This window comes from Roseobacter sp. EG26, assembly GCF_049830555.1.
In the GTDB taxonomy this organism is placed as follows: domain Bacteria; phylum Pseudomonadota; class Alphaproteobacteria; order Rhodobacterales; family Rhodobacteraceae; genus Roseobacter.
On the sequence record NZ_JBNBLH010000026.1, the window covers coordinates 1 to 23,205 of the forward strand.

The 23,205-nt window shown below is 55.1% G+C and carries 21 protein-coding genes; 8 read left to right on the forward strand and 13 right to left on the reverse strand.

What is annotated here, in order from left to right; all coding sequences use genetic code 11:
* Positions 1–448: 448 nt before the first annotated feature.
* The 10 genes from ACOTTU_RS24270 to ACOTTU_RS24315 form a co-directional block, all read right to left on the reverse strand.
* The gene (locus tag ACOTTU_RS24270; RefSeq protein WP_425662011.1) at positions 449–2,227 is read right to left on the reverse strand and encodes a pentapeptide repeat-containing protein; all 1,779 of its coding nucleotides are present in this window, start codon (positions 2,225–2,227) and stop codon (positions 449–451) included.
* Positions 2,228–2,877: 650 nt separating this feature from the next.
* Positions 2,878–5,559 (reverse strand): AAA family ATPase, encoded by a 2,682-nt coding sequence (locus tag ACOTTU_RS24275; RefSeq protein ID WP_425662013.1) that lies wholly within the window; start codon positions 5,557–5,559, stop codon positions 2,878–2,880.
* A complete protein-coding gene (locus tag ACOTTU_RS24280) occupies positions 5,556–5,903 on the reverse strand; it encodes a plasmid mobilization protein (protein WP_425662015.1) in 348 nt (115 codons plus the stop codon). Before ACOTTU_RS24280 ends, ACOTTU_RS24275 begins: the two co-directional genes overlap by 4 nt.
* 445 nt (positions 5,904–6,348) lie before the next feature.
* Positions 6,349–6,519, reverse strand: a complete 171-nt coding sequence (locus ACOTTU_RS24285) for a hypothetical protein (RefSeq protein WP_425662017.1) — start codon at positions 6,517–6,519, stop codon at positions 6,349–6,351.
* A 130-nt stretch (positions 6,520–6,649) separates the two neighbouring features.
* Positions 6,650–7,357, reverse strand: a complete 708-nt coding sequence (urtE, locus tag ACOTTU_RS24290; protein WP_425662019.1) for an urea ABC transporter ATP-binding subunit UrtE — start codon at positions 7,355–7,357, stop codon at positions 6,650–6,652.
* The gene (gene urtD / locus ACOTTU_RS24295) at positions 7,347–8,087 is read right to left on the reverse strand and encodes an urea ABC transporter ATP-binding protein UrtD (RefSeq protein ID WP_425662021.1); all 741 of its coding nucleotides are present in this window, start codon (positions 8,085–8,087) and stop codon (positions 7,347–7,349) included. Before urtD ends, urtE begins: the two co-directional genes overlap by 11 nt.
* Entirely contained in the window at positions 8,084–9,343 is a 1,260-nt protein-coding gene (urtC, locus tag ACOTTU_RS24300; protein WP_425662023.1) for an urea ABC transporter permease subunit UrtC, read from the reverse strand. Before urtC ends, urtD begins: the two co-directional genes overlap by 4 nt.
* Positions 9,344–9,345: 2 nt before the next feature.
* A complete protein-coding gene (urtB, locus tag ACOTTU_RS24305) occupies positions 9,346–11,310 on the reverse strand; it encodes an urea ABC transporter permease subunit UrtB (protein ID WP_425662025.1) in 1,965 nt (654 codons plus the stop codon).
* A gap of 77 nt (positions 11,311–11,387) precedes the next feature.
* Positions 11,388–12,662 (reverse strand): urea ABC transporter substrate-binding protein, encoded by a 1,275-nt coding sequence (gene urtA / locus ACOTTU_RS24310; protein ID WP_425662027.1) that lies wholly within the window; start codon positions 12,660–12,662, stop codon positions 11,388–11,390.
* Positions 12,663–12,960: 298 nt separating this feature from the next.
* Positions 12,961–13,338, reverse strand: coding sequence for a hypothetical protein (locus ACOTTU_RS24315; protein ID WP_425662029.1), 378 nt, complete (start codon positions 13,336–13,338; stop codon positions 12,961–12,963).
* Positions 13,339–13,783: 445 nt separating this feature from the next.
* On the opposite strand from ACOTTU_RS24315, the gene ACOTTU_RS24320 reads away from it, so the two are divergent.
* From ACOTTU_RS24320 to ACOTTU_RS24335, 4 genes are all read left to right on the forward strand, one after another.
* Positions 13,784–14,008 carry an urease accessory protein UreD gene (locus tag ACOTTU_RS24320; RefSeq protein ID WP_425662031.1) on the forward strand — a complete coding sequence of 75 codons (225 nt, stop codon included), beginning with the start codon at positions 13,784–13,786 and terminating at the stop codon, positions 14,006–14,008.
* Positions 13,959–14,246 carry a hypothetical protein gene (locus ACOTTU_RS24325; RefSeq protein WP_425662033.1) on the forward strand — a complete coding sequence of 96 codons (288 nt, stop codon included), beginning with the start codon at positions 13,959–13,961 and terminating at the stop codon, positions 14,244–14,246. The genes ACOTTU_RS24320 and ACOTTU_RS24325 overlap by 50 nt, the downstream gene beginning before the upstream one ends.
* Before the next feature lie 391 nt (positions 14,247–14,637).
* Entirely contained in the window at positions 14,638–14,973 is a 336-nt protein-coding gene (locus ACOTTU_RS24330; protein WP_425662035.1) for an NAD-binding protein, read from the forward strand.
* Complete coding sequence (locus tag ACOTTU_RS24335) at positions 14,970–15,683, forward strand: ThuA domain-containing protein (RefSeq protein ID WP_425662037.1); 714 nt, start codon at positions 14,970–14,972, stop codon at positions 15,681–15,683. The genes ACOTTU_RS24330 and ACOTTU_RS24335 overlap by 4 nt, the downstream gene beginning before the upstream one ends.
* 114 nt (positions 15,684–15,797) lie before the next feature.
* Here ACOTTU_RS24335 and ACOTTU_RS24340 read toward each other — a convergent pair whose 3' ends face one another.
* From ACOTTU_RS24340 to ACOTTU_RS24350, 3 genes are all read right to left on the reverse strand, one after another.
* The gene (locus ACOTTU_RS24340) at positions 15,798–17,027 is read right to left on the reverse strand and encodes an alpha/beta hydrolase family protein (RefSeq protein ID WP_425662039.1); all 1,230 of its coding nucleotides are present in this window, start codon (positions 17,025–17,027) and stop codon (positions 15,798–15,800) included.
* Positions 17,028–17,299: 272 nt separating this feature from the next.
* Positions 17,300–18,316 carry a zinc-binding alcohol dehydrogenase family protein gene (locus tag ACOTTU_RS24345; protein WP_425662041.1) on the reverse strand — a complete coding sequence of 339 codons (1,017 nt, stop codon included), beginning with the start codon at positions 18,314–18,316 and terminating at the stop codon, positions 17,300–17,302.
* A 231-nt stretch (positions 18,317–18,547) separates the two neighbouring features.
* Positions 18,548–18,838 carry a putative quinol monooxygenase gene (locus tag ACOTTU_RS24350; protein ID WP_298922381.1) on the reverse strand — a complete coding sequence of 97 codons (291 nt, stop codon included), beginning with the start codon at positions 18,836–18,838 and terminating at the stop codon, positions 18,548–18,550.
* Positions 18,839–18,934: 96 nt separating this feature from the next.
* On the opposite strand from ACOTTU_RS24350, the gene ACOTTU_RS24355 reads away from it, so the two are divergent.
* The 4 genes from ACOTTU_RS24355 to ACOTTU_RS24370 all read left to right on the forward strand — a co-directional run bounded on the left by ACOTTU_RS24355 (position 18,935) and on the right by ACOTTU_RS24370 (position 22,526).
* The gene (locus ACOTTU_RS24355) at positions 18,935–19,831 is read left to right on the forward strand and encodes a LysR substrate-binding domain-containing protein (RefSeq protein ID WP_425662043.1); all 897 of its coding nucleotides are present in this window, start codon (positions 18,935–18,937) and stop codon (positions 19,829–19,831) included.
* A gap of 203 nt (positions 19,832–20,034) precedes the next feature.
* The gene (locus tag ACOTTU_RS24360) at positions 20,035–20,811 is read left to right on the forward strand and encodes a nitrate- and nitrite sensing domain-containing protein (protein WP_425662045.1); all 777 of its coding nucleotides are present in this window, start codon (positions 20,035–20,037) and stop codon (positions 20,809–20,811) included.
* Entirely contained in the window at positions 20,812–21,894 is a 1,083-nt protein-coding gene (locus ACOTTU_RS24365; protein ID WP_425662047.1) for a HAMP domain-containing protein, read from the forward strand.
* Positions 21,828–22,526, forward strand: coding sequence for a methyl-accepting chemotaxis protein (locus ACOTTU_RS24370; RefSeq protein WP_425662049.1), 699 nt, complete (start codon positions 21,828–21,830; stop codon positions 22,524–22,526). Before ACOTTU_RS24365 ends, ACOTTU_RS24370 begins: the two co-directional genes overlap by 67 nt.
* Positions 22,527–23,205 lie beyond the last annotated feature (679 nt).

A 23,205-nucleotide genomic window follows, 5' to 3' on the forward strand; every position in this document is an offset into this window, starting at 1 on the left:
CACTCATTGGCTATGGACATACAACAACGAAAGACCAAACATGGGGATCGGCGGGATAACCCCGATACAAAAACTGAAGGCAGCTTAGATTCTACTGACGCGCCCCTCTAAAAATGGGGAGATTACCGCTGAATGCGGGACTAGCATAGAATACCCATGTCTGCTTTGGGCTGGCAGTGGAGGTCGCGCCGCATCTATTTTGCCCAGATCGGAGCGAAGCGCACGCCGCATCGCCGCAAGGCGGCAGTGAGCCCACAGCGTCGAATGCCGCGGCATGCATGAGCGGCCACTATGTCGAAATCTGGTTCATATGCCTAACAGGTTTGCTAAGAGTATTAAGCTATCCCGAACTCAAAGTATCTAACAGTTTCCATCAAATACTCGCTTCGTGTGAAATTTGATATCAAGGTCATTTGTGCAAATGGATGTATCGGCTGTTCTTGTTAGTCTAACAGAGATTGAAGCGCTCAGTCAGGTTGGCATTTAGGTCTCCAAGCCAGACAGCAAGTGAGCGGAAGTCTTCCTTGCTGAATTGAAAACACTCAGGCAACTCCACTGAAGGGTCAAACATAGGCATCACTGTACGCCGATCACCGCTAGAATTTGCAATTTGGTCGGCAGACAAACCAGCCTCAAGTACATTTGCACCAGAAAAATTCACTCCAGTAAAATCTGCTCCATTTGCTTTTACATTTATGATCACAGAATTGGAAAAGTCGGCCAACTGTAGATTGGCGTCAGTTAAGTCAGTGGGAAACTCGTCGGCCTCACCACCACTCCAACCCGAGCGAACTGACGACCCAGCAAATATGGAGCCGGTCAGATCGGCATTTTCAAAATAGACTTGGATCATATCTGCCCGCGAGAGGTCGGCTCTTGATAGCCTCGAATTAGATAAATCAACATTAGAAAAAGTCGCACCCACGAGGCGAGCTTTGCTTGCATTTATTCCCGTTGCTTCAATATTTTTGAAGATTGCACCAGATAGATCTGTTCTCCAGAAACTAGTACAATCGGTGATATCGCCGTCATCACCGATGAACCCTTGAGTTCTTAAACCAAGTGGTGAGATGTTAAATAAAAAGTTGCATTTAGCACCCGAAAAATCCGTGGCGACAAATTTCGCACCTTCAAGATTTGCGTCACCTAGATATGCTCCACCTAGGCGTGCTCCTTTTAGTTCGACTCCCGGCAAAAATGCACCTTCTAAGTTGGCTCGACGTAAGTCTGCAAAGCTTAAATCGAGCTTGTTGAGTGATCGAAGGAATGCGATCCGTTCTTTTTTGAATGCCGTTCGTGCTCTAGTAAGCCACTCAACCGATCTACCATCAGGTAATTTTTTCCCCGATTTCTCCGCTAAGAGCAATTCATCCAATTCTGCACGGCGGATATCTCCGTATCGGGCCAGAAACTGAAGTTCAGCTTCTTCATGGGGTACCCAATTGTCGGGTCGTTCAACTAGTTCGGTCTGATAGAGGTCTGCAGAATAGAGCGCCCAGATTTCCAACCCAAACAATGGTCCTTCCGTCTTGTTCCAACTTATAACCGACACTAAAACGCTTATTATTATAGTAAATATGGTTACTTTGATACCATGGAGCGAATTGGAAAAGAAACGTAAAACAGTGGGAAGTGGAGATGTATTGGCTACTTGGTTCAACATAAAGAATAGCGTCGTAGTTCCGAGCCAAATTGCAACAAGCATGTTGATTGCAGCAAACATGCTGAGCCACTCACTATGATAAGGCCAAGAACGAACCCAAAACAATGCAAGAACCAATGGACCGGCGATCCAGACGAAAGAAACCGCAATTGCCAACTTTGGGACTGACATGAACTGGCGATGGACACTGGATTTTAAACTGAGCACTGCATCGGAAATAAGCCAAGGATATACCATGTCCTCTGATCGAACGGTGGCCTCCTCCACCTCAACTTCAACTGGTAAATGGCTCAGTGCGGACCAAAGCCTCAAGAGATACAAGTGAAGGTGAACATACAGTGCTAGGATTATTGTTGGTGCAGCCCAAAAGAATGGTACGGTTGGCACCGAAACGCCTATCAAAGGTAATCTGGTCTCAACGCCTGAAGCAAAGAAGTCACGATCCTGTACGCCCGCCACAGCCAGCACGGAAAAAAGAAGGACCCCAACCAGAGCAAACCAAGCGCTGCGAGAATTTTTCGACAACTCCTCAATATGTCTTAAAGACAGATCATACGCTTTCAATTACTGACCCTCTCAGTATTCAAATTTGAAGCCAAAATAACGGAATAAATTCCACATTTGCGATATGAGCCAAAGTGCGGCAAATGTTGACGCAAGCGCTACATACCGGCAAGCCACACATTGCTGACATTTAACACTCTGGACGATAGTGCGAAATTCCGCAGCCAATAGCTATCAAGAATTTCCGATAAAATCACCAGCGTCACTTGGTACTGCCGCCAGAGATCAAACACTCGTCAAGTGAACCGTTAAGACACGAAGTCAGACGTTCGAATCCGCGCAGCGAACTAGCGCAAAGTCCCGCACGCCTTCCGTTCGATGAAGGTTGCTGGCTGCACGTGCGGCGAAGGTCTGCTCCTTCCATTGCTCATGCAGCATGTGACCGAAGTCCGTCTGCCAAATCCTCGACTTTGCAAAGTCCGGAACCTGCGCATAGCAGCCATCGTTGCATGTCGCAGACACCGTCAGAATGGGCTTTTCAGGTGAACTAGCGGTGTCCCGAAAGAATGATCGCAGTCTCTTAGGCCAAACTATTGAAAGCCAACGCTCATGGCCAAACGTAGAAGCTGCCTTTGCCCCATGTCTGTGACGTTTCTTTCACGCTGCAGATGACTGCTACTGGCCAGTTGATTTCTGGCTGGGGTTCTGGATCAGCGCTCTGGCCCTGGCGATTGCAAGGTGATTTCGTGTTCTTGGGTCACTTTACGCGCCACCCAATGTGGCCTGTCTTTATCATCGACAAATACGTGCATGTTTTCACGGTGCCGGGTCATGGCGACGTAAGCAAGGTGCTTGTCCATCGACCGGGAGGCGAGCACATAGGCATAATCGACCGTCGCACCTTGGGATTTGTGAATAGTGACGGCGTAGCCGTGGTCAAGGTGTCGGTAGATCTCAGGGTTGATTGTGATTTTCCGCTGGTCATCCAGGGCGATGGTGATGCCCGTATCGCTGATTGTGTCCACTGTGCCGAGCATGCCGTTTTTGAGTGCCAATGCGCGATCATTTTTGCCCAAGACAATCCGATCTCCCTCAGAAAAGGCGCGCGGACCCGTCGCGGTGGAGATCAGGGTTTCTTGCGCAGGGTGCTCGCTGCGAAGTGCTGCTCTGATGGACTGATTGAGCGCATGTACATCCTTGCGCCGATGCGCGAAGGCGAGCCGCCTCCGCTCGGGCTCCGCTTCCGCGTTCAGAACGTACCGATCCACTAACGCCTCAAGCGTTTCGTTGTGATCTGCAGCATGTGTAACTGATTGATGCACGACATAGGTTTTAACGGCATGCACTGTGCGGCCTTCGGCGAGGTCTTTAGAGGCTTGCTTTTGCCAGCCCTCGCGCTGCCTGTGGATCTCGGTCAGGCAGGCCGATCCATGTGTTTGCAAAAGCTTGCGGAAGGGCGTGCCCGCCTCAATGGGCTGCAATTGATCCGGATCGCCAACGAGCACCAGTTTCGCGCCGATCTTGTGCGTTTTCTGTGCCACGCGGGCGAGTTGCCTTGTGCCGATCATGCCCGCCTCATCTACGATCAAGACATCCCCTTTCCCAATGGGGGCGTAGCCATTTTCCCAGGCGGTTTCCAAGGAAGCCAGCGTGCGACTTGGAATACCTGACGCTTTTTCCAGCCCGTCGGCGGCCTTTCCGGCCAGCGCGGCCCCATGAACGATCACGCCCTGACGTGCCCAAGCGTCGCGAGCGGTGGCGAGCATTGTACTTTTGCCCGCACCTGCCAGGCCAACAAGACTGACAAGCTGCGGACCGCGCAGAATGTGATCAAGGGCCTCACGCTGTTCATCGCTGAGGCAACCGCCGAACGTCCGTTTCATTTCCGCATCCTGCGATGATATCGCGCGTGCCTTGTATTGATCGCTGACGACAAAGCCAGTTTGTTGCGACATTTGACTGGCAACTCGGTCCAGCTTGGTCGCCGCATACTGATACTCCTGGGTTGTGAAGGCTTTCCCGTCCAGCGTGGCAACAAGTTGTTTTGACTGCAACGCGGTTTCAACTGCGATGCTCAACTCTTCCCGGTCTTTGATCCTTTTGCTCAATGCGCGCTCGATATCGCTGCGCTCAAACCGTGCTTTGCCATGAGAAATATGCGTGAGGATTAGCGCGGGATCGCGCAAGAGTTGATCACGGGTGTAGGGCAGATCGTCTTTTGGCAATATCAACTTTTGCCGTGGGTCGGGGCACCGTTTGCGACCAAAGGCTGCAGTTAAATCTTGCCGCCGCACATCACGACGCAATGCCTGCCGCGCGTCCAGATGCTGAGAAATCAGAGCCTGTTTTTCCACCGCATCGCGGGTGTCGCAAGCCTGTGCTTCCTGTCTCAGCTTGCGCTGCAAATTCTCGTACCGACCTGTCAGCCGAGAAAGCACACCTGCCAAGCCACGGGGCAGGCGGGTTTGCCGGGCCAGCGTTTCGGCAGTGCGCCGCTGTTCTTGAGATTGAAGCAATGCGGTGCGTTCTGCGCGCTGCCCCGCGACAAGACGTCGTCGGCGCTCTTCAAAGGCCGCGTCAGATCGAGATTTCTGCGGTTTGCGCAGGTCGTGTCGTTGGGCCAGCGCCTCGTCGACGCTTGGCAACCTGTCTTCTGTCCCGAGTTTCTCGCGCAGGTCCTTGGGCTTTACTCCGCACCAACGCGACAACGACCAGATCTTGCCGTCGGCGTCTACCCCGACGAAGCCGCGCCGCTCCCCGCGTGCAAGGAGGAACCCTTGCTCCTTCAGCGCCGCCGAAAAGGCTGCGCGGCCATCCGACTGCTCCCAGCAGGCGCGAAACATTGCTTTCATGGTCTTTGGATCGCGCTGCTCCCGCTTGGCCTGTTCTCCTTCAGCCCGGCGGAAGTTTCTTGGATCGCGATCTTTGGTGTCGCGGAAGCCGTCAGACAGCCGCCATCCATGTTCGAGGAATAAATCCCGTGAGAGTTCAGTCAGCTTGCGTTTGTAAAGCGACATCTGGATTGCTTTCATGGATCTGGCATCTATCCGGGACCAGACGCAATGCGCGTGCCGTCGCCCGTTCTTCTCGTGAAAGACCATCGCGCGGGGCTGGCCCGTCAGCCCCAGCTTGTCTTCCACACGTGCGATAGCGGCTTCAAAGGTCTCCATGGGGACATTCTCTCCGGGTGGCGGATTGAGGGAGAGGGAAAAGAGATACTTCCGGCACTGTGTTGCCTCGCTGATTGCCTCCGTCTCAGCAAAGGCACCGGCAAGATCCTCTGCAACGAATCCGTCGACCAGGTGAACGGTGACATGATCGTTGTCGATGGGGTTCATCAAGTGCCGCGCCAGTTCAGCACCTGAGCCGCGTTCATTGCCTTCAAGGATCACCTGTCTTTTCCCAAAGCTTGCAACAACAGGGCGCGGATGGCTGTGAGATGCGCTGTGGCATCCGCCAACTGAGCTTTCTCTTCGTCCTCAATTGCCAAACCACCGATGTTGGCCTGATAGGCAAGCTGATTGAGATTGCTGGCAATGCGGGACTGTCCCAGCAGGGCAAGTGCTTCCGCCGCTGCTTTCTTGTCAGCGATCACATCTTTCGGGCGCTTTTTCCGTCGTTTGGTTTCTTCAGCAAAAACGCAGGCACGGATATAGGCGCTGAGCGTCATTCCGGCTGCCAACTCTTCCAGCTTTTCCCGTTCCTGGGCCGTCAACCGCAATGTCACGGGCGACATTGCGCTGCGCTTTTGACGGGGCCGCTTTTTACGTTCTTCTGTGCCAGCCGTGTCACGGAATGCTCTGCTAGTGTCCGGCCCGCTCATGGAGATGCCTCGGGGGTTGGAGAATGTATTGGAGTATATGGTGAAGCCGTATCTGCTTCGCGCAGATCATCACTGCCTGACGCCAACGCAGATAGCCTGTGGATAACTTCCGGATCAGACGCAAGAATGCTTGCTAAATCTTCTAGCTCAGACAAAATGTCAATCGGGCCAAATGGTTCTAGGTTGTTCCTCTCAGGTGCACCAAAACAGTTTCTCTGGGTCGAAATTACCCCTGAAACCTTGAACGATTTGTTGATTTCGGGGGTTCTGGGTCTCCGATTTCGGAAGTACGTGACGCGGTCCGCAAACACCGGATTAAGCACCAGCTGGCGCATTGCGATGTGGCCATTCTCTCATATCATCCAAGGGCTTGCGAAAACGTCCGGGTCGGTTCCAGTTTTTCTTCGAAACAGCCAATCAGAACCGTCTGATTTTTGAGCTGATCACGCGAACGAGCCTGTTCGTCCAGCATAAAAGTCAGTTTCTCTTCGTAGGCAAGGAGGACGGCGTCGTCCGTGGTGGAGGCCAAACGGACAACAATTTCATCTTTTGATGCTGGTCAAAGGCTCGGACCTTGCCGCATGTTTAGCCGACAGGCGTTGGGAAGGTGTTTTTTCCGCCCAAAGAAGTGACCGCAAGACATTGGAAGGCATGATGGCTCACAACGCAGTGCTCTCCGCCAGGTCATCGAGCGACAGCGTTGCCTTTTGCCCGCGCAGTTTGACCGCTCCACGTTCCATGACCATAAAGGCATCCCCCAGACTGTAGGCAAAAGACAGGTACTGTTCGACAAGAACGATGGCGATATTACCGCGTTCTTTCAGAATGCGAATGGTCTCGCCGATCTGCTGAATGACATTGGGCTGGATGCCTTCTGTTGGCTCATCCAGCAACAGCACCTTTGGGTTCGACACCAGAGCGCGGGCAATTGCGAGTTGCTGCTGCTGACCTCCCGATAAATCGCCACCACGCCGATTGAGGAATTTCTTCAAAATGGGGAACAGTTCAAAGATTTCGTCCTTCACCTTCCGTTCCATACTCGGCAGGCAGGCAAATCCTGTCTCTAAATTCTCTTGCACCGTCAGAAAGGGAAAAATCTCGCGCCCTTGTGGCACATAGGCGACACCCTTTCGCGCCAGATCAAAAGCCTTTAACCTGCCGATGCTCTGACCATCTAGGACGTAATCACCGCCCGAGCGTGGATGTGTGCCTGCCAATGCCTTCAAAAGGGAAGTCTTGCCGACCCCGTTGGTGCCCATCACACAGGTGACTTCGCCAAGAGCGGCCTCGAAATCTACACCGTTCAGGATCTGACTGCCACCATAATGCAACGTCAGATCCCGGATTCTGAGGAAACTATCGGCCAAGGTACACCTCGATCACTTGCTGGTTCTGGGTCACATGATCAATGTAGCCTTCGGCCAGAACCGACCCCTCGTGCAGCACCGTTACCCTGCAGTCTAACCGTCTCACGAAATCCATGTCATGTTCCACAACCACCACAGCACGCGACTTCGCTGCGTCGCGCAAAATCTGAGTGGTTTTCTTGCGTTCGGCCAGGGTCATCCCCGCCGCAGGTTCGTCCACCAGCAACAGTTTTGGTTCTTGCGCCAGTAGCATTCCGATCTCCAGCCACTGCTTCTGCCCATGCGACAGCTCTCCGGATTTCATCGAAAGAACAGGGCCCAGGCCAATAACGTCTGCCAGTTCCTCGACCCGGGCAAAATCCGATGCTTCAGGTTTGAACAACAGAACGGAAAGAGGCGATCGCGCCTTCTTCAGTGCCATAATCAGGTTGTCCTGAACGCTTTGATCCTCGAATACTGTGGGCCGTTGAAACTTGCGCCCGACCCCCGCCGTGGCGATCTTGCTCTCGGACTTGCCCAACAGAGATACCGGGGGCTCGCCCCAAAGAACGCTGCCCTCGTCGGGCCGGGTCTTGCCAGTGACCACGTCCATAAAGGTAGTCTTGCCCGCGCCGTTTGGCCCGATGACTGCCCGCAACTCGGCTTTGCCGATGCTGAATGAGAGATTGTTCAGCGCCTTGAACCCGTCAAAGCTGACTGAGACCCCCGAGACTTCCAGAAGTTGGCTCATGCGTCGGCCTCCTTTTCCCGGAGGGAGCCGTGATCGGGGCCCAGGTCCTGACCATGCCGGTTCGGATTGCGCCGCGCGGCCAATAGATCGAACAACCCTCCAATGCCTTTGGGAGCGAACAGGGTGACTGCCACGAAGGACAAACCCAAAAGCACTGTCCACCAATCCACCCACTGGATGCGGTATTCAAGGATGTTCAAATCGGGTGCCTGTCCTCCGGTAAACCAGCTCGACAAGAGCGAAACAAAAGCCGCACCAATGACCGCTCCGTAAAGCCGCCCACGCCCGCCAATGGCGACCCAGACCGCCAGATAGATCGAGGCAATCGGTGCCAGCTCGGCCGGGTTGATGATCCCTGCCTGCGGATAATAGATCGCCCCGGCAATGCCCGCCAACACAGCCGAAACGGTGAAAACAAATAGCTTGAACGCTTCGACCGGATAGCCAAGGAACCGTACCCGCGCCTCGTCATCCCGGATGCCGCGCAGGACCGAGCCGAACTTGCCCGACACCATCCACGCCGCCAGTACATAACCCAGGCCCAGAGCCAGGGCCGATCCCCAAAGGAACCAGATCGAGACAATCGCCTGACCAGTGTTTTCCAATCCCGGCAGATTTTGCAAACCCGACAGGCCGTTGTTACCCCGCAACCCACTGTCGTTCTGAAACAGGTACAACGACAGCGCCAAGGTCATCGCCTGGGTCAGGATCGACAGGTAAACCCCCGTTACCCGGCTGCGGAAAGCCAGCCAACCGAAAACCAGCGCCAGAAGCCCCGGCGCCAGAACCACCGCCGCCAGTTGCAGTGGAAGAGAATGCGCGACAGCCCAAACGGGCGGAAACTCTGAAGCCCCGACAACGCCAAAGATCTGCGCGGCGATGCCGCTGGAAATTTCTTCCGGCGTCGCAGGAAGCCCCCCGGCAGCAAGGCTGTCGACCACGATCAACCGTGTCCGCTCGTACATCAGCCACATGCCGATCGCGTAACCACCAAGGCCGAAAAACGCCATGTGCCCTAAGGACAGGATGCCGCAATAACCCCAAACCAAATCCATCGCCAAAGCCACCAGACAAAGGCACAATGTCTTGCCCAATGTCTTGACGAAACTGGTTGAAATCACGCCGATGCCAAAGCCTTCGGACAGGATCGTGGCGCCCAGTGTAAACAGCCCAAGGCAGGTCAGGAAGATCAGCACCGAAGGATAGCGCTCCACGAGGGGCCTGCGCCGCGCAGGGCCTGCTGTCAGTTCCGCCATGCTCACGCCTCCGCGGCCCGGCCCTTGAGCGCGATGATCCCGCGCGGCCTGAATTGAATGAAAAGGATGATAAACAAGATCATATAGGTCTGTGCGGCGAGCGTATTCGACGGGTTCAGCCACTCGATCGCTTTCTGCAGCGAACCAACCATGGTCGCGCCCAGGAGCGTGCCCCAGATACTGCCTACACCGCCCACGACCACGGTCATGAAGCTTTGCACGATGTAATCCGCACCCATCTCTGACGTCACCTTGGCATAAAGCCCGATGGCCACTCCTGCGATCCCGGCAATGCCAGAGCCAAAGCCGAAGGTCAGCATGTTGATCTTGTCCGGGTTGATCCCCATCGAGGCCGCCATGCGCGGGTTCTGGGTCACCGCCCGTACTTCCAGCCCAAGTCGCGTGCGGTTCATCACGAAGAGGAACAGCGCGAGAAACATCAACGCCATTACGAAAATCGCGATCCGGATGTAACTGATCGAAACGATGTCATTGAACACCAGTGATCCGTCCAGCCATCCGGGCGAAGTCAGCGGTCGCGCTTGTGTACCAAAGATATTCTTTGCGATCTGCTGCAGGGCAATGGAAATCCCAAAGGTTGCCAAGAGCGTCTCGAGCGGCCGATGGTACAGATGCCGGATGACCAAGCGCTCCATCGCTACACCGGCCCCGAATGTTACCACAAAAGCCAAAGGCAGGGCGACGATGATCGAGAGGGTGTAATCCGTGATGATCTGCTGGACCACGTAGCCGGTGTAGGCGCCCATCATGATGAACTCGCCGTGGGCCATGTTGATTACGCGCATCACGCCGAAGGTGATGGCAAGGCCGATGGCCGCCAAAAAGTAAATCGAAGCAATTGACAGGGCGTCCAGCCCCAGATCGAACGCCTGATTGACGGCCACCTTGTTCTCGATCCCCGATAGCACGGCAGCCGCCGCAACTGCGACAACTGGTGATCCGGTGTAGCGCTCGTAAAAGGTGAAATCAGCCAAGGTCGCTTCCACCTCAGAGTCGGTGGCCACACGGTCAACCAAACCCTGATCGGCCAATACAGCATAGGCCAGGTCGCGCGCGGACTCGCTGTCAAGCGTTGCCACTTCTACGCCAGCCACTGAACCATCCGAGATATTGGCCAGAAGCGCATTACGCTTGTCGTCCCGACTGATCCGGGGGGTGGCCAGGCCGGCAGCGACAAGATGGTCATAAGCCGCCTCACGCGGCAGGTCTTCACTGCCTACGGTCAGAATACGGGCGATGTCTTCGCCCTCGGGTGGTGCTGTAGCTGCTTCGACCGTCACCACCAAAAGCGGGTTTAGCGCGGCCCGCACATCGACGCCGAGGTCGCCTTCAAAGCTCTGGATCGCGACGATCCGGTCCTCTTCGGTCTCTCCGAAACGGATCGTCAGCAATCTTTGCAAACGCTCCATCCGCTGCCGCACGGCTGCGTCGGTCTCGTCCGGCAGAACCTTGGCTAGCGCGGCCAGATGCGACGCCTCGGCATCGCGCTCAATGGCATCCAGCGCTTGCATCTTGTCGGTGAACGACCCGGACAATTGGAACTGTACCAAGGCCGCGCCGATCATGCCGCGGATGCCGCTGTTGGGTTTCAATTGCTTGAAGTTACCCGCAGCGAAGGTGCCAAGATCGGCGCCATCCGCGAAATCGAAAGCAGCCAGTTCTTTGCCCGCCTTTTCACCATAGACGAACAGCCCGGTTTCTTTGTTGCGCCACATCTCTTTTGCTTGCCAACGCGTCAGCACTGTTTGCGCTTGCGTCAGCCCACTGGCGGCGAGCGCGTCGACCGCCGGCGCAATGGTTTTCCGCGAGGATTTGGCGATGATCTCGCCATGGTGCTGCAAGAGTTGCTGGATTGGCGCATCCGCGTTCTGGGCCATCACAGGCAACGTGAAGACGGATAGCAGCACCGTCGTGATACAGACGAAGTACCAACGTAGTTTCGACATAGCGAATTCAGCCCCGTAAGGTGTTCTGAGGGGCGACCCGCGCCGCCCCCATAGGCCGGGATTTCAACCCACCGTGCTCAGTAGTTCGACTTGATCTGTACGCAGGACGAAGTTTCGGTGTTGTACATGCCGCAACCCAGCTTGGCCCAATCCGATTTCAGGACCGCGGATTCTGGCAGGAAGTCAGTCCAGGCATCGCCCGGCACTTCCTCGGTCTGGCTGATGATGTCGAACTGACCATCTTCCTGGATCTCACCGATCAGAACCGGTTTCGCCAAGTGGTGGTTCGGCAACATGACAGCGGTGCCCCCGGTCAGGTTGGGGAACTCCTGTCCGTACATTGCCGTGCGCACGGCTTCCACTTCGGTGGTTCCCGCAGCTGTCGCCGCATTCACCCACATATTGAAGCCGATGTAATGCGCCTCCATGGGGTCGTTCGTCACGCGTTCTTCTCCCATGCGCGCTTTCCAGGCATCTACCCAGGCGTCGTTGGCATCGCTTTCCGCAGACTGGAAGTAGTTCCAGGCCGCCAGGTGGCCCACAAGGTTCGACGTGTCGAGACCGGCGAGTTCTTCCTCACCGACCGAGAAAGCCACGACGGGGATGTCGTCAGCACTTATGCCAGCCGCAGCAAGTTCTTTGTAGAACCCGATGTTCGCATCACCGTTGATCGTTGAAATCACGCCGACTTTCTTGCCGTCAGCACCAAGCGCCACGACGTCTGAGACGATCTTGGACCAGTCGGAATGACCGAACGGCGTGTAATTTACAAAGATGTCGTCCGCCGCGATGCCCTTTTGCTGAAGGTAGCTTTCCAGGATGTTGTTCGTCGTGCGCGGGTAGACATAGTCAGTGCCCAGAAGGGCGAATTTCTCAACCCCCAATTCTTCAAGGAAGTAATCCGTCGCCGGGATCGCCTGCTGGTTAGGTGCGGCACCGGTATAGAAGACGTTCTTCGACGATTCCTCGCCTTCGTACTGAACCGGGTAGAACAGAAGGCCGTCTAATTCCTCGATCACCGGCAGAACGGACTTTCGGCTTACCGATGTCCAATTCCCAAAGATCACATCGACCTCGTGCACTGTCAAAAGCTCGCGCGCCTTTTCTGCAAATAGCGGCCAGTCCGAGGCCGGGTCGACCACAACGGCCTCCAACTCGCAGCCCAATACGCCACCAGCGGCATTCTGCTGTTCAACCAGCATTTCCATGGTATCTTTCAGCGTCGTCTCCGAAATCGCCATCGTTCCCGACAGAGAGTGCAGCACGCCAATCTTGATCGGGCAGTCTTGCGCCAAGGCCGGCAGCATCGAAGCGGCCAGTAAGGCAGCAGACCCAAGAAGTATCTTTTTCATCGCAGTATTCCTTTAGCCACTGCGCAGGAAGCGTTGCTTTCCAGGGTACGATCCCCCATATGCCCCCCACGCAATCTAATTGCGGAGTGCGGTGGTGATTGGAATTGCAAGGCCAGCACCATCGCACGTTCATCGGGATACAAAGATCCCGGAAGAAGTCGTTCCATGGAAGTTGCTGCGACTGCGAGTTTCGGCGGTGTATCGAAGCGCCTGCTGGGCTCAATCCGCTAAAAATTGTGCAGACTTTTACGGCTGCGCTGGTTTTTTCAGCGAAGGGTGCGCCAAATCTTTGAGCGTTTCAGCCCTCAAGCAAGAATCCTGTGCAATAGTCGATCTCGGACTTGGCACGGCGCATCGCCCTTTGAGATCGGTCCACTTCGTCTGAAAAGGTGGCGGCGCTTAGCAATCGCGCGTGGGCCATCTTCGCGTCGATGCGCAAGTGGAGCACAATTCGCCGCCAGTCGTCAGGCGCCGTCGCATCCAGTAGGTCGATGAACTGCGTCCTGCGACGCGCGATCTCATCGGTATGCGCATCGCGCATCAACCAAGCGTGTTCTAATTCTGCCGAAAACCGGCCTGCACAGGATGCAAAGGCGGACACAAGCGGGTTCTCTGCCGTCCGACCCGACATCGGCAGGGCAAGAAACAAAATCAAAAGAATTTTCAAACCGCTCATGAAATGATCAAAGAGGTTTGAAGCGAGGCAATCAAGCTTTCTGCCACGCTATGGCTAACGCTGGCCTAACCGAAACGGTTCCTGTCACACGATCGACACGCCAATCGGGCAACACTATGGAGCGAATTTCATCTTAGCATGGTTCTAGGCGTCACCGCCTATTTCCGCCCGGAAAATAGCCACGTCCGCCGGATTGGACTTTTGCCGAAACCTCTGCAGTAGATCACCCCAGGTGCACATGTTGAGGCATCCGGGTCGGGTTGTGGGAGCAACACTAAGTATCGAAGCACCATGGGCATCACGAGAGGCGAGCATCGCCCCAAGGTCCAGCCGCACGATGACCTTGTCGAGCAAACGACAAGCCGGACGCACGGGTATTGACCGGTTTCGAACCTAGGGCGCCATCAAGCTTGCCCTTCCGCGTCGTGGGTATGAGGTCGAAGTTATGGTGCTGAGCACCTCAGGTGGCTTGGTCGGTAGTGACCGCTTCGATGTCGCCGCCAGCGCCGACAGTTATCTCATCCTAACGACACAAGCCGTCGAACGTGCCTATCGTCAACCGCATCTTGAACGCCTACCGCGACGACAAGATACAGCCAGAATCGTTGCGAATTCGCACGATGGCAACCAAGAAACAGCAACGCGCATGGTTGAAACTCCTCAAAACTAAACAGGACTACGCGCCCGAAGGGCATCGCCAGAAACAATGGCTCTTTGGCGGTGCAGGGATCGCCACGAATAACGCCTTGTTTGATCTGGCAGGCTACAAAGGTGGAATTGTTCCAGATATCTTTTGCGAGGACAGCTGTTTTGGCGACAACGAAGCTTTCTGGGCTTTGCAGAAACAGCTATTGCGAAAGCGACAGGTGCCTATCTCACGGTGGGATGGACTGATGTCATCGCATTGAGTGTAGAGGAGTGTCCGGCCCTTTACTCCTTCGGGTTCGTGGGTTCGCTGCAGAGGTGTTAAAATCTTCGGGGGTTGGGCGATGTTTGGCTGTGGCGCTCATGTGTTTGGTTCCGGCGTTCTTGGCGTTACCCGAGATTGGCTAGTGTCAGCTGTCGTACGGGCTTTGGCTCTGTGTTTATGTCAATTTCAAAACCTTTGAGTTTCTCTTCCCAATCGGACAGGGTCTCGAGAATGGTGTTTGGGTTTTCTAGCCCCTAGGCGCACCATACATATCAAAATAATTCACAAAACAAATGCTTGAGTGGATCGGAAGTGTTTCGACCCCCAAAAATTTGCCTACAGCATATTGGGTATTGATCGGAGCGTTGTTTTGGCTGCGATGAATTGGGATGAATCAGACCGTATCCGAGGCGCTCTGCCTCGCTGGAAAATCCGGTATCACCAACGACCGCGCCTTCGACGTGATTGAGAATTCCGCCGCCGCCGCCCCGATGCTGAAATTTCGTCGACCGATCTATCTGGACGAGGCCAGTCAGGACGTGACCTTTACCGTTGCTTTGGCGCGCAAGGATGTGGGGCTGGCGCTGGATTTGGCGCAAAGCGGTGGCGTGCCCATGCCACAAACAGAAACCACTTTTCAGGTTCTGAAAGAGGCCGAAGCGCAGGGGTTTGACGCTCGCGATATGGCCTCGATCTTCAACTATATGCGAGGACAAACGGAATGAAAGCGGCTCTTTTTGTCGGAGGCTGGGAGGGACACACACCCACGCAATTCAGCGACTGGTACCAAACGCTGCTGGCGGAAAACGGCTTCGAGGTGGCGGTCTATGACACTCTGGAACCACTCGAGCGGCCCGAGGATTTGGACGATCTGGACCTGATCACACCGATATGGTCCTCCGCCCGGTCGGGTCACAAGGACAAATACGGCAACATGACCAAACCGCAGGAGGACGGCCTGCTGAAGCTGATCGGCGAGGGTTGCGGGTTGGCGGGCTGGCATGGCCATATGGGGGATGCTTTCCGGGATCGCCCGACCTATCACTTTCTGATTGGCGGGCAGTTCGTTGCCCATCCGCCGGGTTGGCCGGACAATCTGCAGCCGCGCGAAGACTACATCGACTATGATGTGACAATCTGCAAACCCGACGATCCGATCGTCGAAGGCATCAGGAGCTTTCGACTGACAACCGAGCAATATTACATGCCGGTGGACCCCTCAAACGAGGTGCTGGCCACTACAACTTTTTCTGGTGATCATCTGTGGTGGATCGAAGGGACGGTCATTCCCGTGGTCTGGAAACGACGTTGGGACAAGGGCCGCGTGTTCTATTGCTCGATTGGGCATGAGTTGGATGATTTGAAGCAACCGCAGGTGGCGGAGATCATCCGCCGCGGTGCGATCTGGGCAGCGGAAGGGAAACAGCAGGTTTAGCATCTGCGGTTCAGGAAACCTCTGATGACCTCCTTGAGTCACGGCGCGGGTTTAGGTGAACCTACATCTTACAGTTATCTTTGTGGAGCTGCGCCTGAGGGCAGCGGTGATGTCTTAATCGATCGTCCTGAGAAACGCGTCGACCACTTCTTCCCACAGGTTCGGAACAGCAACAGCCCAATGCCCGTTGCCATACCCATCGACTTTCACCACGTGCAGTTGAGTTGAAGCGCCGAGCGCCTCCATTTGGGCCAGGTTCTGTTTGGAGTGTTCGACGCTATAGAATGGGTCTTCTTCGCCGTAAATCGACAGGACCGGCCCGCCAAATGTACCAATTCGCCGAAACAGCGTGGGATTGATTATGTCGTCACCCCAACCTTCACCAACCCACCCTCCGACAAAGTTGATAACACCTGCGATCTCGTCGGGACGATCCCCGGCCTGCATGATGGCAACAATCCCACCCCGTGACACGCCTCCAACAAGGGTCTGGGTCGGAGAGACATCGGCACGTTTTCGCAGGGCGTCTAGTGCTGCGTTTGCGTCTTCGAGTGCGCGCTCGGCGCCGGGCAGCGACAGCTCAGCCTTGGGCGAATACCCTTCGGAACGATCTTCCGCAAACCCTTCGTCATAAAGCCCGTCCGATAGACCGCGGCCACGTCGTTGGGGAAAAGCAGCGAGCCAGCCGTGTTCGTTCAAGACATCAGCGAGCCAATCAGGTGTCCAGATTTGATCGAAATCCGATGCGTGTTTGCCAGTGCCCGTTGAACCGTGATGGACAAGCGCAAGCGGAAACGGTCCTGGACCCTCGGGGCGGTAAATGACGACAGAAAGCGTTATGTCATGCCCGTTTTCGACCAGCCGGGTCTCAAGCCGCTCAACAGCGCCAACTGAAAACCAGTCATTCTCTGGAGAAGACATAAGCGCCGATAGCTGCTGGCGCTGCAGTATCGCAAAGCCTTTGTTGTTGGCGAAAACGCCACGGATGCGACCGGTGGATGAAAGTGAATATCGGGCGGCAAAACTGTCATCCGCAAAAACGAGCGTATCACCGTCGATTCTTGCCTTCCGCCTGAACCACCGACCCCGTCCATTCAGATCGCTTCCCACGGCATATACGACATCCGCAAGTCCATCGTCGCCTAGGCGTTCAACAACGAGAATGTGGTTCCGCCGATTGTCCCAGCGCCCAACCCAGATCCCAGCGAAGGCTCCCTCCGCCTGAGTTGACACAACGACATCCTCAGGCAAAGGCACGTTCCCGACGAACACCGAGTCCTGAGCGTTGCCCCCTCCGGCAAGCAAAATCAAAACCGCAGAAATACGCGCCAGCAACTTCATCATGTGTCAATTGTATTTGGTATTGGTTCGGCCTTCCACTGCCGATTGTCTTCGGGCGCTCGCATCAGTTTGCAGCTATCAAGACTGGCCATACCAGCGATGTTTTCGCCGGGCCCGTCGATACAAGTGACGGGGCGCGCCACACTGCGCAGGCGGGGCCAGGGTGCGGATCAAGAATGTGAGCGCAGCGTGACACCAACGTATCAGGTTGTGTGACGCGGATGGTTGCACCGGCGAGATGTTTGATCTGCCTGTTTGATGCCTTTCCAAGAGCTTCAGTCGAAGCCGGCCAGCACAACCTTGCCCCTCGCGCTACCGGTTTCAATCAGCGCATGCGCTTTTTGCATGTTTGCTGCGGTAATCGGACCTACGATTTCATCCAGCGTTGTGCGGATGCGGCCTGCATCAATTTCAACGGCAACATGGCTCAGCAGCTTGTGCTGTTCGATCATATCGGGGGTCTCGTGCATAGCCCGGGCGAACATGAATTCCCAATGCAGAGTCGCGGCCTTGAGTTTCATACCATCCATAGGCATCGGCAGGTCGGTGTCATCGATGCAGACGATACCCCCCTGCGGGCGGATCATCTCGACGCAGGCCTCCCAGTGGCGCATGTCGTTGAAGATGGCGATGTGGTCTACGTATTGCATGCCAAGGTCTTGCAATTGCGCCACCATGTCTGCGTGGTGATTGATGATGTGATCGCCACCGAGCTCTTTGATCCAATTGGAGGTTTCCACACGTGAAGCGGTGCCGATCACGGTCAGGCCAGCCGCCTTGGCCAGTTGTACGCCGATCGAGCCAACGCCACCACCGGCCCCGACAATGAGGATCGTCTCACCAGTATTTGCGCCGTCGCGATCGATACCGAGGCGGTCAAAGAAAGCCTCATAGGCCGTGATCGTGGTCAGGGGGAGGGCAGCGGCCTCGGCAAAGCTGAGAGATTTGGGTTTATGACCGACGATACGCTCATCAACCAGCTGAAACTCGGCGTTAGAACCCGAGCGGGTTATATCGCCTGCGTAGTAGACCTCGTCGCCGGGTTTGAACAGTGTGACCTCCGCGCCCAGGGCTTCGACGACACCGGACGCATCCCAGCCGAGAACGCGAGGCGGGTTTTCAACCTTGTCACCACCGCCAGCGCGGACTTTCGTATCGACAGGGTTCACGGAAACGGCTTTGACGGCGATCAGCAGGTCACGGCCTTTGGGCGTTGGTTTGGGTAAATCGACATCAACGAAGACGTCGTTCTCGTCGATGTCGCGGTAGTGAGTAATGCCTACGGCTTTCATTTCAGGTCTCCTGTCCGGGGATCAATAGTTCAACCGGCCTGCTGCCGGCGCGGTAAGCGGAAGATGCGATGGCTGATTCCGCTGTTCGGTTTTCGATGTATTTTTCGGCGCGATTGGCCAGATATTCTTCGCTGGGGACTGAGGTTGCTACGTTGCGATCCCGTCGGTCAATACGGTTGGAGCAGGCTGTGCGAAGGGCCGGGCGGGACCCAACGGCGGGGCGGGCACGGATCAGGCGATGTGGGTCAGCTCATGAATCCAGAACTTCTCGACCATGCCTTCGGTGGCTTCCATATATCGTTTTAGGTGGTCGTTGCTCATGTGCGTTTGCCACAGTTCACGGTTTTCCCAGTTCTCGTAAAACATGAAATACGCTGGGTCTTCATTGTCCTGATGCAGGTCGTACTGGATGCAGCCGTCTTCGGCGCGGGTGGGTGCGATCAGTTTTTCCAGCTCGGCCTTGACGGTGTCGATGTGGCCTTTTTTGGCAATGATGTTGCCGGTGATCGTCAACTGAGTCATTTGAGTTCTCCTTTGGTCTGGCAGAACGGATTTACGCAATCCATTTATCCGGATAAACTGTCAGAAGTCGAAATCAGTATTCGGGAAATACGGATAGTGAATTTGGAACATTTGCGACTTTTCCAGCGCATCGTGGAGCTCGGCAGTTTTGCATCGGCGGCGCGGGACCTTGGCCTGTCCACGACCACAGTGTCCGAGAGGCTGGCGGCGTTGGAGCGGGATATGGGCACGGTGTTGCTAAACCGGACAACACGCTCCCTGAGTGTGACTGATGCAGGGCGCACCTTGCTGGAGGGAATTGGCCCGCTTCTGGAAGAAGCCGACGCCCTGACGGCGCGCATCAGATTCGGGGCCGAAACGCTATCTGGTTCCATTCGTATCAGCGCACCCAGTGATCTTGGACGAACGACAATCAGTCAAATCATCGACGCCTTCATATCCGAACACCCGGCTGTGTCGGTTGAATTGCTTTTGTCTGATGGATACGTGGATATCGTCGGAGGGGGCATCGACATCGCGCTGCGGTTTGGCGATATACCGGACCGGACTTTGCGCATGCGCAAGCTGAGGGCGGCGCGGCGGATCGTATGCGCATCCCCGGAATACATTGCACGCCACGGGTGTCCTGCGACACCTGCAGAGCTGAAAAATCACCTTTGTCTTTTGATGCGCTTCGGGCAGATGCTCGACAATCAATGGCAGTTCGGAGCGGGTGAAACGGCGCAATCCGTGCTGGTTCAGGGGCGGCTTATTTCCAATGATGGCCATCTTGTGCGTCAATGGTGTCTGGCGGGAAAAGGGATTGCGCTCAAGTCAAATTTTGATGTCGCGGCCGACCTGAACGCGGGACGGCTGGTGCCGCTGCTGTCCGACTATGCTGCCCCTGATACAGCCTTGCAGATGCTGTTCCCGCCATCGCGTGCGCAACCCCAACGTATGAAGGCTCTCGCAGAGGCCATTGCGAGGACTCTCAACCAATTGGACCTGCAATAACGGGTCAGACGATTGCTTCAAGCCTATTACTGTAGAGAGCGTGATAAGTCAGAACCTGACCAGCAAATTGGATATCGCGAAATCCTGCTGCCACGGAAAAATCGCGTTGGGGTCTACTTCAGCAAGTCTTCATTTCTCTGAAGTACACAGCCGGGCAAATGCGGTGAAAGTGTATCGCTGTTACACAAAAAGGCGATTTCTTCATGATCAACAAGTTGCTGATAAACCTATCGATTACGAAATCTCTGGTTGCTGTGACTATCATGCCAATTGTCATGATCCTGTTACTTTCACTCTGGGTGATTTTTCCCAAAATTGAAGACGTTCGGGACTATGCCAAACTCGACCAACTGATCACTTTGGCCACAAATGCGTCAAGCCTCGTGCATGAACAACAAAAGGAACGTGGGGCGACGGCTGTGTTCCTTGGGTCCGGTGGCACAGAATTTGAAGCCCAGCTTACTGCTCAGCGCCTCGAAACGAACGAGAAGCGCAAGATTGCTGTTGCAGATTTTGAACGTCAGTTTGACGCGTTTAGGATGGAACCTGCTTTCGCATCGCTTGCGAGCGATTCAGAAGCTATTCTGTCGACGCTCGCGCAGATGGATACCATCCGCTCCAGCGTCGACGCGCAAACGATCACAATTGCGGAAGGTATCGCCTATTATACCAACCTCAACGGACAGATCCTGCGGTTCATCAAAAACATCTCCACCTTCGCAAACGATGTCGACATTTCTTCGAGGGTGATTTCGTTTGCTGGATTTCTTCAAGGCAAAGAACGGGCCGGCATCGAACGTGCTGTTGGCTCCGTCGCCTTTTCGGCGGGCAATTTTTCATCCGAAAGCCTCCTGCGCTTTCAAACACTGATCCAGATTCAGGAAATCTATTATTCGGTATTCTTGGCTGATGCGTCCCCAAAGTCGATTGCCAAATTCGAAGAGGTAATGGCTTCTAGAGCGACCGATTCAGTACAATGAATGCGCGAGGTCGCCTTGGAGGCCGGGACAATGGGGGACCTGGCCGGGATTTCCGGCGATGATTTCTTTCAGGCGAAGACCGAGAAGATCAACCTGCTGAAAGAGGTTGAAGACTTTGCTGCGGTGGAACTCCTCCAATTAATGCAGGAACGGCAGGCGAAAGCGGGCTTCGAAGCGCTTTTGAACTCGGTCCTCGCACTTCTGGTCATTGCGTTCAGTATCGTTGCGGCATGGTATGTGGCTCGATTTGTTCGTGTCAGGATGCTCGCAGTGTCAAATGCTGCGACCGAATTGTCCGAAGGGAACCTCGACGCCGAGCTTCCCAAAGCCACAACCAATGAGATTGGCGCAATCGTGACCGCATTGGACCGTTTTCGCACATCGATCCTGAATGCCCGCGTGAACGAAGTGGAGATGCGCCAAAAGGAGCGCGAGGCCGAGGATACGAAGCGGGCGCGCGAAGCAGAGCTTGAGGAAGAACGCCGCGCCGCCGAGCAGCATGAACGCGAAACGGAACGCGCGCGGTTGAAAACGCTGGAAGGTTTTCAGAAGAACATGGAGTGCGTTTTGGGTGATGCTGCGTTGGGTGATTTCTCCAACCGGATGTCAAATGACAGCGACGATGCGGCACTTGTCGGATTGGCTGAGGTCATTAATCGGCTACTTGAGGAGACAGAAACCAACATTGAAGATGTGGTGAAATGTATCGGAGAGTTGTCGCAAGGTAACTTGGGCATCCGGATTGATGGTGACCGAAATGGCGCTTTCCTGAGAATGAAAGATGATTTCAACGCGGCACTTGAGGCACTGCCAAAACTATGGCGGAGATCATGGAGAGCGGCCAGAACGTTTCTTCTACATCCTCCCATCTCGAAACATCGTCAAACAATATGTCAAAACGTGCCGAAGAGGCTGCTGCGGCTGTCGAAGAAACGTCAGCAGCTGTGGAAGAGGTCACGGCCAGTATCCGCCAGGTTGTCGAAAACGCCAAATCCGCGGATGAAGCGACACGCAAGGTGCGCGAAAGCGCCGACAAGGCTCGTAAGATATCAGGTGAGACGGAGACGTCGATCAATGCCATGACAGAGGCATCTGAGCAGATTAATCGCGTGGTCAAGGTTATTGAAGACATCGCATTCCAGATCAACCTTCTGGCCTTGAATGCGGGTGTCGAAGCGGCGCGGGCGGGAGAAGCCGGACGCGGTTTCTCGGTTGTGGCCTCCGAAGTGCGCGCGCTGGCACAGCGTTCTCAGGAAGCTGTACAGGAAATCAGCCAGGTCATTGATCAGAACAATCAAAGCGTTGAGGTTGGTGTCCAGAGGGTTGCATCGTCACGTGACGCTTTGGAAGGGATTATTTCCGAAGTTGAAGTGGCGTCAGATCAAATCTCTGAGATTGCAATGGCGGTCGGGCAACAGTCGGCTGGGATCGAAGAAGTCAATACGGCCATACGATCAATCGACCAGACCGCGCAAACCAATACGGCGTCTCTGGAAGAGATGTCGGCTGCCAGTGTGTCGATGAGTGGTGAGGCGGCCGCCTTGGCAAAGGCCTTGCAACAATTCCACGGCGTATCGGAGGGCAAAGTCCCTGTCCGCAAACCGAAGACTGCCTCGACCGTTGGTGCGCCGGTCGGCCAAACCGTTCCACGGCCTAAGGTGGCGGTTGCCGCAGGTAGCCAACCGGTCTCTGGGGAAGGTTGGGAGGAATTCTGATGCGTCAGCGTGCCCGCGTGTTGAGAGTTGAGCTCGAATTGCATGCCTGATGCCCGTTCTAGTTGGTCATTGACAGCTTTAGCAGCAGCATGCCGGATAAGGATGTCGAACAAGGTCAACTAAGGCATATACATCTTTAGAATATAGCAAAGCCATGATGAGACTCGGCGGCACCAGTTGAAATAGGCGTTCGATGCTCTGCACCTTGATCGTTTTGGACGGTCGTTAACTTGGGCTCTCGTTATTTCGGCCGCCGGTGGCAGGTTGTTGACTCTTCTCCCTGCGGAGCAAATCAAGGATATCGGATGTGATATTTGTTGTGCCCATGTGTTGGGCGTCCTCAGCGTAAGAGATTTTGTTTGTTTCCCAATAAGTGGGGGGTTCTCGGCCCCCGTCGTTCGTTACAACCGGTCAGTGATTCACTCAAAAACAGCCCGTTTCAGCTGGAGATTGCCTCTATGGGGCAGTGACCGTGTATCCGCGTAGAAGTTGGTGATCTCATAACACACTGTTATTGAATGATTTTGCAGAAATATGCTGGAAACTGCAAACTTTCCGAAAAAAGGGGTTGCGGGTGGGTTGGAGTAACCTTAGAACCCCCCTCACCGGCGACGCAGCGATGCATTGTTGGGGCGCCAGACGGGCGGGACGGGGCGGCGACGCCACAGACCGAGACGAG

Excerpts from the sequence above, each read along its gene's own strand:
- ACOTTU_RS24280 (WP_425662015.1), bottom strand. The coding sequence starts at position 5,903 with ATGTCGCCCGTGACATTGCGGTTGACGGCCCAGGAACGGGAAAAGCTG.
- urtD (WP_425662021.1), bottom strand. The coding sequence starts at position 8,087 with ATGAGCCAACTTCTGGAAGTCTCGGGGGTCTCAGTCAGCTTTGACGGG.
- urtC (WP_425662023.1), bottom strand. The coding sequence starts at position 9,343 with ATGGCGGAACTGACAGCAGGCCCTGCGCGGCGCAGGCCCCTCGTGGAG.
- urtB (WP_425662025.1), bottom strand. The coding sequence starts at position 11,310 with ATGTCGAAACTACGTTGGTACTTCGTCTGTATCACGACGGTGCTGCTA.
- urtA (WP_425662027.1), bottom strand. The coding sequence starts at position 12,662 with ATGAAAAAGATACTTCTTGGGTCTGCTGCCTTACTGGCCGCTTCGATG.
- ACOTTU_RS24315 (WP_425662029.1), bottom strand. The coding sequence starts at position 13,338 with ATGAGCGGTTTGAAAATTCTTTTGATTTTGTTTCTTGCCCTGCCGATG.
- ACOTTU_RS24320 (WP_425662031.1), top strand. The coding sequence starts at position 13,784 with ATGGTGCTGAGCACCTCAGGTGGCTTGGTCGGTAGTGACCGCTTCGAT.
- ACOTTU_RS24325 (WP_425662033.1), top strand. The coding sequence starts at position 13,959 with ATGGCAACCAAGAAACAGCAACGCGCATGGTTGAAACTCCTCAAAACT.
- ACOTTU_RS24330 (WP_425662035.1), top strand. The coding sequence starts at position 14,638 with ATGAATCAGACCGTATCCGAGGCGCTCTGCCTCGCTGGAAAATCCGGT.
- ACOTTU_RS24335 (WP_425662037.1), top strand. The coding sequence starts at position 14,970 with ATGAAAGCGGCTCTTTTTGTCGGAGGCTGGGAGGGACACACACCCACG.
- ACOTTU_RS24340 (WP_425662039.1), bottom strand. The coding sequence starts at position 17,027 with ATGATGAAGTTGCTGGCGCGTATTTCTGCGGTTTTGATTTTGCTTGCC.
- ACOTTU_RS24345 (WP_425662041.1), bottom strand. The coding sequence starts at position 18,316 with ATGAAAGCCGTAGGCATTACTCACTACCGCGACATCGACGAGAACGAC.
- ACOTTU_RS24350 (WP_298922381.1), bottom strand. The coding sequence starts at position 18,838 with ATGACTCAGTTGACGATCACCGGCAACATCATTGCCAAAAAAGGCCAC.
- ACOTTU_RS24360 (WP_425662045.1), top strand. The coding sequence starts at position 20,035 with ATGATCAACAAGTTGCTGATAAACCTATCGATTACGAAATCTCTGGTT.
- ACOTTU_RS24365 (WP_425662047.1), top strand. The coding sequence starts at position 20,812 with ATGCGCGAGGTCGCCTTGGAGGCCGGGACAATGGGGGACCTGGCCGGG.